12 protein-coding genes are annotated in these 14327 nt (G+C 74.8%); 10 read left to right on the top strand and 2 right to left on the bottom strand.

Going from position 1 to position 14327, the window contains the following annotated elements; translation table 11 throughout:
- Positions 1-180: 180 nt before the first annotated feature.
- The 4 genes from ATJ88_RS11205 to ATJ88_RS11220 all read left to right on the top strand — a co-directional run bounded on the left by ATJ88_RS11205 (position 181) and on the right by ATJ88_RS11220 (position 7352).
- Positions 181-1974, top strand: coding sequence for a glycosyltransferase family 61 protein (locus ATJ88_RS11205; protein ID WP_098463896.1), 1794 nt, complete (start codon positions 181-183; stop codon positions 1972-1974).
- 354 nt (positions 1975-2328) lie between these two features.
- Positions 2329-4722 carry an Ig-like domain-containing protein gene (locus ATJ88_RS11210; RefSeq protein WP_098463897.1) on the top strand — a complete coding sequence of 798 codons (2394 nt, stop codon included), beginning with the start codon at positions 2329-2331 and terminating at the stop codon, positions 4720-4722.
- A 215-nt stretch (positions 4723-4937) separates the two neighbouring features.
- Positions 4938-6764, top strand: coding sequence for a serine/threonine-protein kinase (locus tag ATJ88_RS11215; protein WP_098463898.1), 1827 nt, complete (start codon positions 4938-4940; stop codon positions 6762-6764).
- A gap of 36 nt (positions 6765-6800) precedes the next feature.
- Positions 6801-7352: a GNAT family N-acetyltransferase gene (locus ATJ88_RS11220; RefSeq protein WP_098463899.1), complete on the top strand. Its 552-nt coding sequence runs from the start codon at positions 6801-6803 to the stop codon at positions 7350-7352.
- Between the two features lie 50 nt (positions 7353-7402).
- Here ATJ88_RS11220 and ATJ88_RS11225 read toward each other — a convergent pair whose 3' ends face one another.
- A complete protein-coding gene (locus ATJ88_RS11225; protein WP_098463900.1) occupies positions 7403-8176 on the bottom strand; it encodes an SDR family oxidoreductase in 774 nt (257 codons plus the stop codon).
- A 188-nt stretch (positions 8177-8364) separates the two neighbouring features.
- Here ATJ88_RS11225 and ATJ88_RS11230 point away from each other — a divergent pair, with 188 nt between their 5' ends.
- From ATJ88_RS11230 to ATJ88_RS11255, 6 genes are all read left to right on the top strand, one after another.
- Complete coding sequence (locus ATJ88_RS11230) at positions 8365-9234, top strand: universal stress protein (protein WP_098463901.1); 870 nt, start codon at positions 8365-8367, stop codon at positions 9232-9234.
- 35 nt (positions 9235-9269) lie between these two features.
- Positions 9270-9836 carry a GyrI-like domain-containing protein gene (locus ATJ88_RS11235; protein ID WP_098463902.1) on the top strand — a complete coding sequence of 189 codons (567 nt, stop codon included), beginning with the start codon at positions 9270-9272 and terminating at the stop codon, positions 9834-9836.
- A 5-nt stretch (positions 9837-9841) separates the two neighbouring features.
- Complete coding sequence (locus ATJ88_RS11240) at positions 9842-10366, top strand: flavodoxin family protein (RefSeq protein ID WP_098463903.1); 525 nt, start codon at positions 9842-9844, stop codon at positions 10364-10366.
- Positions 10367-10397: 31 nt separating this feature from the next.
- Complete coding sequence (locus tag ATJ88_RS11245; protein WP_098463904.1) at positions 10398-11348, top strand: universal stress protein; 951 nt, start codon at positions 10398-10400, stop codon at positions 11346-11348.
- On the top strand, positions 11345-11917 hold the full coding sequence (locus ATJ88_RS11250) for a DoxX family protein (protein ID WP_098463905.1): 573 nt from the start codon (positions 11345-11347) through the stop codon (positions 11915-11917). The genes ATJ88_RS11245 and ATJ88_RS11250 overlap by 4 nt, the downstream gene beginning before the upstream one ends.
- A gap of 107 nt (positions 11918-12024) precedes the next feature.
- The gene (locus ATJ88_RS11255; protein ID WP_170023604.1) at positions 12025-13632 is read left to right on the top strand and encodes a GAF domain-containing sensor histidine kinase; all 1608 of its coding nucleotides are present in this window, start codon (positions 12025-12027) and stop codon (positions 13630-13632) included.
- Here ATJ88_RS11255 and ATJ88_RS11260 read toward each other — a convergent pair.
- A complete protein-coding gene (locus ATJ88_RS11260; RefSeq protein ID WP_098463907.1) occupies positions 13629-14306 on the bottom strand; it encodes a response regulator in 678 nt (225 codons plus the stop codon). The two genes, ATJ88_RS11255 and ATJ88_RS11260, sit on opposite strands and share 4 nt — an antisense overlap.
- Positions 14307-14327 lie beyond the last annotated feature (21 nt).

Here is a 14327-nt window from a genome sequence, read left to right on the forward strand (position 1 = left end):
CGAGGGGGTCGTCTGGCTCCGGCACGACGAGGGCGGCGGACCCGGACGACACGGGCGACACGACGCCGTCAGGCCCGCACTTTTGCGGGCGAGGCCCTATGGTCGTCGCCAAGGCCGTCGACGTCCGGTCCTCGACCGGCGCCACGGCGCCGGCACGGCACCGCACGGACGGAGGCCAGGGTGCAGGACGAGGTCACGACGCAGGACGCGGGTCCGTCGGACGGACCGGGCATGGACGCGGCCGGGCGCGCCACGCCGGATCGGGCGGCCGAGGACGTGCCGGGCACGCCGGACCGGCACGACGACGTCCCCGAGCTCCCGGCCCGCGAGCCGGGGCTGCGCCGGGTGGTGCTGCTCGTCAACGACGTCCCGCCGGGTGTCGTGCGCGGTCTGCTGGAGCCGTACCGCGGCGCGGAGATCTTCGTCGTCGCACCCCGGTCCTACGACGAGTGGCGCCTGGACGGGCTGCACGAGCGGTTCCTGCGGTCGGAGAAGCCGTCGAACGCCTCGTGGTACCTCAAGCTGTGGGGGCCGGTGGACGTCCTGGTGAACGCACGTGCCGCGCTCCCGCGGCAGCACGCGGAGATGATGGCGGAACTGCTGTTCCACCTGGCCCCGGGCGGGATGTACGTCCTGCCGCGCACGGCGCTGACGGCGTACCGGCCGGGGAACCCGTTGGAGAAGCTCCTGCACCGGCTGGACGGGGCGCTGGTGCGCGGGTTCCCCGACGACGCGCCGGTCCGGGACCGGGAGCTGGCCGAGGCGGTCACCGGGGTCGACGTGTCCCGCGACGAGATCCGGCTGGTCAAGCGCGGCCGACATCACCTCAAGCTGTCCGACCGGTGGGCGAACCGCATGCTCGGCACGCGCAACCCCGACCTGCGGCTGCACGAGCTGCGGACGCTGCCGGCGCAGACCTTCGTCTCGGGCACCGAGATCGTCTCCCACGGGGCGTCCCGGGAGATGCGGGGCCTGGACACGACCGTCGAGGTGCCGCCCCTGCACCTGCGCCACTACGAGGGTCGGGTGGGGCTGGTGAGCAACGCGCTGGCCTTCACGCGCAACGAGATCCTGCCCGACTCGTTCCGGCACCACCTGCAGGAGAACCTCACCAACCCGCGCGTGATCGACGTCGACCGGAGCTTCGCGCGGATCCCGCGGCACGTCATGCCCACCGAGGAGGTGGCGGGCTCCTACTACCTGCTGGACGCGGAGAACTCCGGGCACTTCGGCCACCTCATGACGGAGGTCGTGTCCCGGCTGTGGGGCTGGGACGCCGCCAAGGCGGACGACCCGGACCTGCGCGCGGTGTTCCGCATCCGGCACCCGAACGAGCGCGACCCGCGGCTGGAGAAGCTGTTGCTCACGGCGTTCGGCATCGCCGAGGAGGACATCGTCTGGATCGACCACGCCGTCTACGTCGAGTCGCTCTACGCGGCCACGCCGATGTTCCACAACGCGCGACCGCACTACGTGCACCCGCAGATCCGCGAGACCTGGCAGCGGATCCGCGCTGGCCTGCCCGCCGACCCCGGCCCCACGTGGGACAAGGTGTTCGTGTCCCGGCCCGACGCGTTCGGCAACCGCCGCTGCCTCAACCGGCCCGAGGTGGAGCGCCGGTTCGCGGACGCGGGCTTCCACGTGGTCTACCCGGAGCAGCACTCCCTGGGCCGGCAGGCCGAGATCTTCGCCCGGGCCCGCGTCGTGGCCGGGTTCGCCGGGTCGGCGCTGTTCAACACCCTGTTCGCCGACCGCCTCGAACGGCTCGTCGTGATCGGGCAGGAGGCGTACACGGCGCGCAACGAGATCCTCATCGCGCTGCCTCTGGACGTGCGGGTCGACTACTTCTGGAACCGTCCGGAGGTCGAGCACCCCGAGGGGCGCTGGTCGCGGGCGGCGTACAAGTCGGACTGGACCTTCGACCTGCACCGCCACCGGCACGACCTCGACCGGGTGCTGCACGAGGTGCGTTGACCGGGGCCTGAGGGGTCCCCGCCGGGAGCGACCTGCGCCGTCGTCGGGGGCGGCGCGACCGCGGGGGTGACTCGTGCGACCTCGCGGGTGCGGGTGAAATCTCCCGTTGTGTCACGTTCCGGTCACGGCCGTAGATCCGCAGGATCACGCGGATCCCGGACGATTCTGTCCGGTCTTGCCGGCCCTGACCGTCCGCAGGCTCGCCAGGAGGCTTTTCCGAGCCTTGAAGGTGCCGTGACCGCGCGGCTAGCGTGCGTCGCGCCGCCGGTACCGCGGCACGAGGTCGGTCCCCGGCCTCGGTCCGGCGTCCCCGTCGCGGGGACGCGCCAGCACTCGTCATGGAGACCGCTCCGCATGACTCCCCCGTCTGTCCGTCGCCCGCTCGCCGCTCTGCTCTCCACCGCCCTCGTGGCGCTCGGCACGGCCGTCGCCGTGCCCGCCGTCGCCGACGCCGGTGACACCGCCGGCCCGACCGTCACCGTGAAGCCTGGCGCCCAGGGCGCCGACGGCCGCTACCGCTCCCTCAGCGTCAAGCTGCAGGACCCCTCGAAGGTCGACAAGGTCGAGATCAACGGCACCGTCAAGGACCTCACCGACGCCGTCTACTCGGACGTCAACGGCATCAAGCCGGGCACGTTCGGCGCCGTCGAGGGCAAGAACGTCCTCGTGGCCCACGACGTCCTCGGCAACACCTCCACGCTGGAGTTCGTCCTCGACACCACCGGCCCCGAGGTCACCGTCAAGCCCGGCTCGCAGGGTGCCGACGGTCGCTACCGCTCGGTGAGCCTCAAGCTGCACGACGGGTCCAAGGTCGACAAGGTCGAGATCAACGGCACCGTCAAGGACCTCACCGACAACGTCTGGTCGGACGTCAACGGCATCAAGCCGGGCACGTTCGGCGCCGTCGAGGGCAAGAACGTCCTCGTGGCCCACGACGTCCTCGGCAACACCTCCACGCTGGAGTTCGTCCTCGACACCACCGGCCCCGAGGTCACCGTCAAGCCCGGCTCGCAGGGTGCCGACGGTCGCTACCGCTCGGTGAGCTTGAAGCTCCACGACCCGTCCAAGGTCGACGGCCTCACCCTCAACGGCGTCGACAAGGACCTCACCGACAACGTCTGGTCGGACCTGAACGGCGTCAAGCCCGGCGCGTTCGGAGCGGTCGAGGGCGCGAACACCCTCGTCGTGCGCGACACGCTCGGCAACACCACCACGCTCGAGCTCGTCCTCGACACCAGCGGCCCGCAGATCACGGTCAAGCCGGAGTCGCAGGGTGCCGACGGACGCTACCGCTCGCTGAGCGTCAAGCTGCACGACCCGTCCAAGGTCGACAAGGTCGAGATCAACGGCACCGTCAAGGACCTCACCGACAACGCCTGGTCGGACGTCAACGGCATCGTGCCCGGAACGTTCGGCGCCGTCGAGGGCGCCAACACGCTCGTCGCGTTCGACGTCCTCGGCAACACCACCGGCCTGGAGTTCGTCCTCGACACCACGGGCCCGCAGGTCTCCACCAAGGACGACACCGTCGGCGGCGACGGGCACTACCGCTCCGTGAGCTTCAAGCTGCACGACCCGTCCAAGGTCGACGGCCTCACCCTCAACGGCGTCGACAAGGACCTCACCGACAACGTCTGGTCCGACCTGAACGGCGTCAAGCCCGGCGCGTTCGGTGCCGTCGAGGGCACCAACACCCTCGTCGTGCGCGACGTCCTCGGCAACACCACGACGGTCGAGTTCGTGCTGGACACCGTCCGCCCCGTCGTGACCATCGAGTCGCCGGCGGCCGGCGCGACGACCCCGGCCGCCGAGGTCGGCGACGTCGTCGTGACCGTCACCGACGACACCCTGCTGCGCCGCGTCGGCGCCAACCTGTACCGGGACGGCGCGTTCTACGGTCCGATCGGCTCGACGCCCGCCGCCACCGCGCTCGGCGGGTCCACCTGGACCGGCACCTGGTCGCTGCCCGCGGACCTGCCGGCCGGCACCTGGACCGTGCGGGTCGGCGCGTTCGACCTCGCCGGCAACTGGGGCGGCGCGAACGTCGACGTCGTCGTCGCCGAGCCCGCGGTGACCGAGCCCACCGTCGAGCCCAGCGAGCCCGCCGGCGGGAACGAGGACGTCGAGCCCTCCCTCGACGGCTCGACCGTGGGCGCGACCAGCGTCGACGGCGTCCCGTGGATCACCTACGACGTGCGACTCACCGACCCGGCGGGCAAGGCCACGGGCCACACCGCGCGCCTCGTCCTGACCGACGGCACGCACACCACCACCCTGGAGCTCGGCGACCTCGTCGACGGCCGCCTCGAGGGCGCCGTCCTGTGGCCGGGCGCCCAGGTCGCCGCGGACGGCACCCCGACCGCGTTCCCCGGCTGGGCGTTCGCCGACGGCACCTGGACCCGCGCCGAGGGCGAGTACTCCTGGACCCTCGGGGACGTCACCGCGACCCTCGTCGTCAACCCGGAGCTCGTCGTCGAACTCGCCTACCCCGAGGGTGCGGGCCCGCAGGTCACCGACGGCGTCGAGACGCTGGAGCCCGTGGAGACGGACCGGACCGACACCCAGGCCGTCGCGGTCCCCGCCGCGCCGACCTCCGCCACCCCGGCCGCGACCACGGACGCGGTCGCGGCGTCCACGACGGCCGAGCTCGCCCTGACCGGCGCGTCGACGCTGTGGCTCGCCCTCGGCGCCGCGCTGCTCGTCGCCGCCGGTGCGAGCGTCCTGGTGCTGCGCCGCCGCCGCGCCTGACCCCCGTCCGGCCGGGCCCCGACCCGACCGGCGCCGTCGCCCCGGTCCCGCCCGCGCGGGGCCGGGGCGACGTGTCTCACAGGGCACCTGGTGCCGTGCGGCGGCGGCTGCCACCGCCTATCCTGTGAGACGCTCATGACTGAAATGACCGAGTTCCCCCCGCCGACAGCGCGGCCGTGCGCGGCCGCTCCCTCCGACGTCCGGGCCTCGGTCCGATGAGCGCGGCGACGCCGCCCGACCAGCCCGAGCAGCTGGCCGCGGGCCACGTGGTGATCGGCGGCCGCTACGTCCTCGGCGACATCCTCGGTACCGGCGGCACGTACACCGTCTACGAGGCGTCCCGGCTCGCGCCGGATGCCGACGCGCCGGACGTCGACGCGGCGGACCCGGACGCAGCGGCGGGCGACGAGCCCACCCCCGCGGACGGCGGCGCGGCCGACGAGGCGCCGCTGCTGGTCAAGGTCCTGCACCCGCACCTGGTGGACGACTCCATGGCCCGCGCGGCCCTGGCCCGCGAGATCGCGGCGTCGGAGCAGGTGGACCACCCGGGCGTGGTGAAGGTCCTCGACTCCGGCGAGGACGAGGTCGCGGGCGCGACCGTCCCCTGGATCCTCACGCGGCGCCTGCCCGGCCCCCTCCTGTCCGACCTCGCGGCCGGCACCGGCCTGGCGTGGCCGACGGCCCTCGCGGTGGTCGCGGGCCTGCTCGACGCGCTGGCCGCCGTCCACACCGCGGGCCTGGTGCACCGTGACGTGGGGCCGCGCAACGTCGTCGTGGACCAGCACGACGACGGCACGATGACGGTCGGGCTGCTCGACCTCGGCCTGACCGCGCCGGGCGGTGGCGACGGCGACGGCGAGCTCGTCACGGGCTCGGCGGCGTACATGTCGCCCGAGCAGGCGCAGGGCAGACCGCTGGACGCCCGCAGCGACCTGTACTCCGCGGGCGCCCTGGCGTACTTCGCCCTCACCGGGCACGCGCCGTACGAGCGCGCGACGCCGTCGGACGTCCTGCGGGCGCACGTCGAGGCGCCCGTGCCGGCGCCGTCGGCCCGCCGCGCCGCCGTCCCCACCTCCGTGGACCGGTTCGTTGCCCGCGCGATGGCGAAGAACCCCGCCCGGCGGTTCGCGACCGCCGGCGCGATGCTGTCGAGCCTCACGCCCCTGCTCGGCGTCGGCGCCGCGTCCGCGACCACGCTCACGCCGGACGTGCCCGAGCCGACCCTGCCGGGCGAGCCGACCCAGACGCTCGACCAGATCGCGGAGAACGACCCGCACCGCACCGCCGCCCTCGGCATGGCCGCCGCGGCGGCGGCCGCCGGGGCCGTCGCCGCGGCCGCGGCGACGGGCGACCAGGCGGAGCTCCAGCGCACCCGCCAGCTCGGTGCGGTGCCCGCCGAGGGCGCCGCCGCCGCGACCGCACCCCTGGACAGCCCCGTCAGCGACGAGGCGGCCGCCACCGCCGTCGGAGCCACCGCCGTCGGAGCCACCGTCGCGGGGGCCGCCGCCGGGGCCACGCTCCCCGACGGTGCGGACGGCGCGGACGGCACCCCCGGGCGGGGTCGCCTGTCGCGTCGGAGCCGGATCCTGCTCGTCGTGCTCGCGGTGCTCGTGGCGGCCGCGGCCACGGCCGCCGTGTTCTGGCCCCGCCAGGACGTCGACGACACCCCGCCGGTCCCGCCGGCCACGCACAGTCCCTCCCCGACGCCGTCCCGCTCGACCTCCCCGACGCCGACCGTCGCACCGGTGGAGCCCACCACGCCGACGACGCGACCCACGGAGACGGCCACGCCGTCCCCGTCGCCGACGCCGTCCGAGACGCCGAGCCCGACGGCGTCGCCGACGCCGAGCCCGACCCCGACGGAGACGTCGGAGCCGACCTCGACGCCCACCCCCACCCGGACCGCCGAGCCGGAACCCACCCCCACCGACACCGAGACCGCCGAGCCGGAGCCGACGCCCACCGACACCGAGACCACCGAGCCGCAGCCGTCCCCGTCGTCCGGCGACGCCTCCGGCGAGGACCCGGGCACCACGCCCTGAGCAGGCGCGGCGGCCGTACGCCACGCGGAGGATCACATGTTCTCGTCGCCCCTGAGCGCCGACGCCACCCTCGCCCCGCTGGAGGTCTGGCACGCGGAGGAGCTCGCCCGGCACATGGACCGGGCGCGCGAGCACATCCGGCCGTGGGTCGGGCCGTCGTTCGTCACCGACGACGTCGACGGCGCTCACGCGACCCTCGCCCGGTACGCCGGACGTCAGGCGCTCGACGGCGCGCGGCTGTTCGGCATCCGGCGCGACGGGCTGCTGGTGGGTGGGGCGATGTTCGTCTCGTTCGACGCCGCCGCCGGGACCTGCGAGGTGGGCTGCTGGCTGGAGCCCGCCGCGGAGGGCCACGGCCTGGTCACGCGGGCCTGCACCACGCTGCTGGACTGGGCGTTCACCACCCGGGGCCTGCACCGCGCCGAGTGGCAGTGCCGCGCCGACAACGTGCGCAGCGCCGCCGTCGCCGCGCGGCTCGGCATGACGCTCGAGGGGGTGCGCCGCGAGGCCTGGCCCTACCGGGGTCGGCGGTACGACCAGCAGGTGTGGGCCGTCCTCGCGCGGGAGTGGCGGGCCACGGGCCGCTGACCGCGACGGGCCGCCCGGCACGCTCGCCCGGTCCGGCCCGGGGGGCCGTCTCACCAGGTCGAGTCGCCCCGCAGCACCACGTCCGAGCCCCCGTCGACGAACACCACCTGCCCGCACAGGTGCGAGTTCTCCACGCCGACGAGCCAGGCGAGCAGCCGCGCCGGGGTCTCGGGCGTCATGAACCCGTGGAGCGGCATCGGCACCATCGCCGCGAGCGCCTGCCGCTTCTGCGGGGTGTCGATCATCGGGGCGACCATCGGCGTCTCCACCACCCCGGGGGCGATGGCGTTCAGGGGGATGCCCGCGCCCGCCCACCGGGGGCCGGCCGCGGCGCGGCGCACCCACCGGCACAGGGCGACCTTGCTGCTCGGGTAGAGCAGACCGCCCTGGCCGGCGTCGACGAGCCGCGTCGCCCGGACGACGGCGGCGGGCTCGTCCCCGGCCAGGCAGAGGTCGACGAGCTCGGCGTCCGACGGCAGGAGGCTCGCCATGGAGGCCGTGACGACGGCGCGGGGCGTCGCCGACCGTTCCAGGAGCGGCCGGAGCCGTTCGAGGGTGGCGACCGCACCGAAGAAGTTCACGGTGACGACGTCGGGGGTCTCGCCCGCGACGCCCGCGTTCGCGACGACGCCGTCGATCTGGCCGTTGGTCCGTGCCGTCACGGCGTCGGCGAGCTCGCCGCGTCCCGCCAGGGTGGACAGGTCGGCCCGGAGGTCGGCGTCGTGGCGGTCGACGCCGATCACCCGGTTGCCGTGGTCGTGGAGGATCTGCTGCGTGGCTCGGCCGATGCCGGAGGCGGAGCCGGTGACGACGATGGTGCGCATGGTGGGTCCTTCGTCCGGACGACGGGTGTCCGGCGGAGCGCCGGACGTCTCCACGCTAGGCACGCCGGTGCGCCGCCGTCCGCGGACCTTGGTCGGTCCCCGGACGGGACGAAGGTCCCTGCCGCCGGTCGCCTGCCGCGACGCATGCTGGGAGCAGCGAAGAGGCTTGCGGTCGAAGGAGGTTTGTCATGCGACACGACGGTCCCGTGGTCATCGCGCTGGACGGTTCGCCCCACAGCGAGCAGACGCTGGAGTGGGGGCTCGCCGAGGCGGAGCACCGGGCGGCGGAGGCGGTGCTTGCCCGCGCGTTCCAGGTGCCTCGTGACCCCTCCGCGTGGAACTGGTACCTGGTGGTGCCGGAGCCCGCGCTGCTGGCGGAGGTCAAGGAGTACCTGGTGGAGAGGCTGGAGCACGCGACCGTGCGGAGCCCGGGCATCGTCATCTCGACGCGGGCGCTGGACGGGCCGGAGGTGCCGGCGCTGCAGGCGCTGACCACGGACGCCCAGCTGCTCGTCGTCGGCGCGCAGGGCCAGGTCGGACGCACGCGCGTCGGCCGGGTCGGCGCCCACCTGGCGGCGCACAGCCGCTGCCCGGTGGCGGTGGTCCGTGGCGCGTCGCAGGGCGGGTCGGTCGTGGTCGGGGTGGACGGTTCGCCGACGTCCCTCGCGGCGGCCGCCGCGGCCGCCCGCGAGGCGGTCTGGCGGGGCGTGCCGCTCGTCGTGCTGCACGCCCGGCCGCCGCTGCTGGACCCGCACGTCACGGTCCGCGAGGTCCCGCCGCTGGCCACGTCGGACGCGGACGACCCCACGCACCAGGCGGCGGAGCGGACCGCCGCGACGCTGCGCGAGGAGAACCCCGGGCTGGAGGTGCGGCTCGAGCTGCTCGACGACGAGCCGGTGCACGCGCTGCTCGCCCGGTCGGGACCGGACGACCTCGTCGTCGTCGGGTCGCGCGGCATGGGCGCCTTCCGCGGCATGCTGCTCGGCTCGGTGAGCAACGAGGTGGTGCGGCACGCGTCGGGCACCGTCCTGGTGGTCCACGACGACGAGGACCGCTGACGGTCCGACGTCGGCGGCACGGAGAGGAGAGCACGGTGGACGAGCACGAGATCACCCTCATCGACCATCCCGAGCAGGCGGCCGTCGGCGTCCGGCGGATCGCCCGCACGGACGAGCTCGCGGACGTGTTCGCGACGCTCGTCCCCCGTGTCGCCGGGCTGCTGGAGCAGCTCGGCCTCCGGCCGGCGGGACCCCCCTTCGCGCGCTACCACGACCGCACGGGCGACGACCTCGACGTCGAGGTCGGGTTCCCCGTCGACGACGCCGTCGACCTGCCTGCGCTCCCGGCCACGGTCGGGAACGAGCCGGGCGGCGGTGTCGTCGTCGCCGAACCGCTGCCGGCCGTGCGCGTCGTCGAGACGATCCACGCGGGCCCGTACGACGGCCTCCGGGCGACCCGTGGCCGGATGGAGGCCTGGGTCGCCGCGCACGACCTCCGCCTCCTCGGCGTGTCCTGGGAGTCCTACGAGGCCGGGCCGGAGTCCGACCCCGACCCCGCGACGTGGCGCACCCGGGTCGTGCTCGCCGTCAGCGGCCCCGCCGTGGAGCCGTCCCACCCGCGGTCCCCCGCGCAGCAGCCCCGTGACCCGGAAGGATCGTGATCCCCATGTCCGCCCTCGTCGTGTACGAGACCAGCTTCGGCAACACCGAGTCCGTCGCCCGGGCGATCGCCGACGGCATCGCGCAGCACATGCCCGTCCGCGTCGTCTCCGTCGCGGACCCCGAGGCCGCGGAACCGGTCGACGAGTCCCTGGTGGTCGTCGGCGGTCCCACCCACGCGTTCGGCATGAGCCGCGCCAGCACGCGGCGCGACGCGCAGGGCCGCCTCGACGTCATGCCCCACGACGTGCCCGGCATCCGCGACTGGATCGCCGGTCTGCCGCCCGACCCGACCGACCGGCTCTACGCCACGTTCGACACCCGTGCGAAGACCGTGCAGCACCTGCCCGGGTCCGCCGCACGCGCCGCGGCACGAGCCCTGCACCGCAGCGGCCACCACGCCCTCGGCCACCCCGAGTCGTTCTACGTCACGGACGTCGAGGGCCCGCTCGTCCCCGACGAGCTCGACCGGGCCCGGGACTGGGGCGCGGCGATCGCGCAGGCCGCCGACGAGGCCGGGGCCCGGACGTAGCACCCCGACCACCCGAGGAGCGGAGCACACCATGGGCACCACCGCGGATCGTCCGATCGTCGTCGGGATCGACGGGTCGCCGGAGGCGTCCGGCGCGCTCGCGTACGCCGTCCGCGAGGCGGAGCGCGAGGGCTGCTCGCTGTGGCTGGTCAACGCGGTCCACGAGATCGTCCCGGTCGGCCCGATGCTCCCCCTGATCAGCGGGGAGCCGCTCGTCGAGGTCGGGCGCCAGCTGCTCGCCGACGCGCAGGCCGTGGTGGACGACCTCTCCGACGGCCGGGTCGCCGTCCGGCGCCAGGAGACGCTCGGCCCCGCGACCGAGGTCCTCGCCGCCGCCGGCGAGCAGGCCCGCCTCGTCGTGCTCGGGCACCGCGCGGCCTCCCTCGTCGAGCGGATGTTCACCGGCAGCACCACGTTCGGCGTCGTCGCGCGCGCCGCCTGCCCCGTGGTGAGCGTGCCCCGCGGCTGGTCACCCGAGGCCGACGCCCGCCGCGTCGTCGTCGCCGTCGACGGCTCGCCCGGCTCGCCCGAGGTCCTTGCCGCCGGGTTCGCCGCCGCCGCCCGCCGCTCCGCCCGGCTCGAGGTCCTGCACTGCTGGCGCCTCGACCCGTTCTACAGCTACCTGGTCGACGAGTGGTCCGTGCAGGAGCAGTGGGGCGCCCAGGCGCACGGCATCATCGACGGACTCGTGGCGGCGGCCGCGCAGGAGCAGCCCGGCGTGCCGTACGAGAGCCACGTGGAGTACGCGAACGTCGCCGACACCCTCGTCCGGCGCTCCTCCGGCGCCGACCTGCTGGTCATGGGCCGCCACGGGCACGGCGCCGTGCGACCCCGGATGGTCGCGGCCGTCCTCGGCAGCGTCACCCGCACCGTGCTGCAGCACGCGCACTGCCCGGTCGAGGTCGTCCCCGCGCCCTCGCCCGTCCCACCCGACGCCGCCGAACCCGTCGGCGGCCCGACCGCAGGAGGCACGTCATCATGAGCACCTACCAGAGCCACCACGAGACCCCGGCCGTACCGGGCACCGCGTCGGGCGACACCGACGTCGGGACCTCCCCCGGTGCGCGGCAGGCGCTGCGCTACGTCGGGGCCGTCATCAGGATCTGCCTCGGCTGGGTGTTCCTGTGGGCCTTCCTCGACAAGGCCTTCGGGCTAGGCCACGAGACCCCCGCCGAGGGCGCCTGGATCGACGGCGGTCAACCCACCGCCGGGTTCCTCGGCCACGCCACCGCCGGCCCGTTCGCCGACTTCTACCAGGGGCTCGCAGGCCAGGCCTGGGCCGACTGGGTCTTCATGATCGGCCTCCTCGGGATCGGGGTGGCCCTGCTGCTCGGCATCGGCATGCGGATCGCGGCCACGGCCGGGGCGCTGATGCTCGTCCTCATGTGGACGGCGGTGCTGCCCCCGGCGAACAACCCGTTCATGGACGACCACCTGATCTACGCGCTGGTGCTGGTCGCCCTCGCCCTGGGCGACGCCGGACGCACGCTCGGGCTCGGCGGATGGTGGCAGCAGACGCCGTGGGTGCGACGCTGGCCCGTCCTGGTGTGACAGGGACCGCCCGGAGCCGTCGCCCCGCCGCGGCGCGGGCCCCGACGCCGGGCGACCCCGACGCCCGCGGACGTGCCGGGCGGACTCCCCCGGCATACGCTCCCCGGATGGAGAGGACCTCGGCCGAGGTGCAGGACGCCATCCTGCACGCGGTCAACGGCCTGTCGTCCGACTTCGACCTGCGCGACCTGCTCGTCGGTGTCGTGCGGGCCGCGTGCGACCTGTCCGGGGCCCGCTACGGGGCCCTCGGCGTCATCGGCAGCTCCCGCCGGCACCTCGTCGAGTTCGTCGCCGAGGGCGTCGACGACGCGGACCGCACGCGGATCGGGCACCCGCCGGCCGGACGCGGCCTCCTCGGCCACCTGATCGTCCACCAGGAGTCCCTGCGCCTCGAGGACCTCACGAAGCACCCGTCGGCCGTCGGCTTCCCGCCCGGGCACCCACCGATGACGACCTTCCTCGGGGTCCCGGTCCGGGTGCGCGGGCGCGTGTTCGGCAACCTCTACCTCACCGACAAGACGACCGGCCCGACGTTCACCGCCGAGGACGAGAGCTCCGTGACGGCGCTCGCCGACCTCGCGGGCCTGGCCATCGACCACGCCCGGCTCCTCATGACCGCGGAGCTGCGGACGCGGTGGCTCGAGGCCGCGGCCACCATCCCCCCGGGGATCCTGCGCGCGTCGGGCACGGACGAGGCCGTCGACGTCGTCCTGCGCGAGTGCCTGCGAGCGTCGGGCGGGCTCACCGCGATGGCGATCGCGCCGGAGCCGGGCACGCCCGGGTCCTTCACGGTCCGCGCCGCGGTCGGCGACCTCACGCGCCCGCCCGGACGCACCCTGGCCGACCTGCGGCCCGCCCTGCTGCTCGCCATGGCCAGCAGCGCCACCCGGTGGGCCGACCTCCCCGACGGCGGCGGCGCCGTCATGACCCGCCTGTCGATCGACACGCTCACCCGGGGTGCGCTCGTCATCGTGCTCCCGCGGCGCGGCGAGGCGGCGAACCTCGCCGAGGACTCCGACTTCGTCGCCGACTTCGCGAGCCAGGCGTCGCTCCTGCTCGAACGGCGCCACTCCCGGGCCATGCAGCAGGAGATCGCCGTGCTCGCGGAACGCAACCGCATCGCCCGCGAGCTGCACGACGGCGTCACCCAGCGGCTGTTCGCCCTCGGCCTGCAGCTCGGCGCGGTCGAGCGGCAGGCACCCCCCGACGTGCAGGAGCTCCTGCGGACCGTGGCCCAGGACCTCGAGGCCACGATCCGCGAGGTGCGCCGGTCGGTCGTCCACCTGCGACCGCCCGACCGGCAGCGACACTCCCTGCGCGCCAAGGTCCAGGCGCTCGTCGCGGAGTACGCCCACGTGCTGGACCCCGCCCCGGAGCTGCGGATCGACGGACCCGTCGACATCCTCGTGGACCCCGCGCTGCACCACCACGTGGTCGCCGTGCTGCGCGAGGGGCTGTCGAACGCGGCCCGGCACGCCGCCGCGACCAGCGTCCGGGTGGACGTCGTCGCCACCGTCGACGAGCTGACCTGCACGGTCGGCGACGACGGGATCGGGTTCGACCCGGCGGCGGCCCGCAGCGGGCTCGTCAACCTCGCCGAGCGCGCGGCCGAGCTTGGCGGCACCCTCACGATCGCTGCGCGGGAGCCGCACGGCAGCGAGGTGACCTGGCGTGTGCCGGTCGACGGCGGCGGGGCCGGTCGCCGGGAGGCCTAACGTCCGTCGTGCCAGGAGCCGGTCGCGTCGTCGTCCGTCACGCCGAGCAGCCGCGCCGCCATCACCGCCGCCTGCGTCCTCGACTCCAGGTCCAGCTTCGTCAGGATGTTCGAGACGTAGTTCTTCACCGTCTTCTCCGACAGGGACATCTGCGAGCCGATCTGCCGGTTCGTCAGCCCGTGCGTGATGAGCACCAGGACCCGGTGCTCCTGCTCGCTCAGCGCCGCGAGCGCCGGATCGTGCGCGGGACCCGCACGCAGGCGCTCCAGCACGCGCGACGTCAGCGCGGGGTCGATCAACGACTGGCCCGCCGCGACGCGACGGATCGCGGCGACCACCTCCGGCCCCGTGATCAGCTTCAGCAGGTACCCCGACGCCCCCGCCATGATCGCCGAGAACAGCGCCTCGTCGTCGTCGTAGGACGTGAGCATCAGCGCCCGCAGCCCCGGCATCGACGAGTGCAGGGCCCGGAACACCTCGATGCCCGACCCGTCCTGCAGCCGCACGTCGAGCAGCGCCACGTCGGGGCGCGTGCGGCCGATGTCGCGCACCGCCTGGGCCGCCGAGCCCGACTCCCCCACCACCTCGAGATCGTCCTCGGCGTCGAGGAGTCCGCGCAGCCCACGGCGCACCAGCTCGTGGTCGTCGAGGAGGTACACCCGCACCCGCTCCATGCCCCCGTTCTATCCCCGCCC

Origin of the sequence: Isoptericola jiangsuensis (assembly GCF_002563715.1) — a bacterium.
GTDB classification, from domain to species: domain Bacteria; phylum Actinomycetota; class Actinomycetes; order Actinomycetales; family Cellulomonadaceae; genus Isoptericola; species Isoptericola jiangsuensis.

Excerpts from the sequence above, each read along its gene's own strand:
- ATJ88_RS11210 (WP_098463897.1), top strand. The coding sequence starts at position 2,329 with ATGACTCCCCCGTCTGTCCGTCGCCCGCTCGCCGCTCTGCTCTCCACC.
- ATJ88_RS11215 (WP_098463898.1), top strand. The coding sequence starts at position 4,938 with ATGAGCGCGGCGACGCCGCCCGACCAGCCCGAGCAGCTGGCCGCGGGC.
- ATJ88_RS11220 (WP_098463899.1), top strand. The coding sequence starts at position 6,801 with ATGTTCTCGTCGCCCCTGAGCGCCGACGCCACCCTCGCCCCGCTGGAG.
- ATJ88_RS11225 (WP_098463900.1), bottom strand. The coding sequence starts at position 8,176 with ATGCGCACCATCGTCGTCACCGGCTCCGCCTCCGGCATCGGCCGAGCC.
- ATJ88_RS11230 (WP_098463901.1), top strand. The coding sequence starts at position 8,365 with ATGCGACACGACGGTCCCGTGGTCATCGCGCTGGACGGTTCGCCCCAC.
- ATJ88_RS11240 (WP_098463903.1), top strand. The coding sequence starts at position 9,842 with ATGTCCGCCCTCGTCGTGTACGAGACCAGCTTCGGCAACACCGAGTCC.
- ATJ88_RS11245 (WP_098463904.1), top strand. The coding sequence starts at position 10,398 with ATGGGCACCACCGCGGATCGTCCGATCGTCGTCGGGATCGACGGGTCG.
- ATJ88_RS11250 (WP_098463905.1), top strand. The coding sequence starts at position 11,345 with ATGAGCACCTACCAGAGCCACCACGAGACCCCGGCCGTACCGGGCACC.
- ATJ88_RS11255 (WP_170023604.1), top strand. The coding sequence starts at position 12,025 with ATGGAGAGGACCTCGGCCGAGGTGCAGGACGCCATCCTGCACGCGGTC.
- ATJ88_RS11260 (WP_098463907.1), bottom strand. The coding sequence starts at position 14,306 with ATGGAGCGGGTGCGGGTGTACCTCCTCGACGACCACGAGCTGGTGCGC.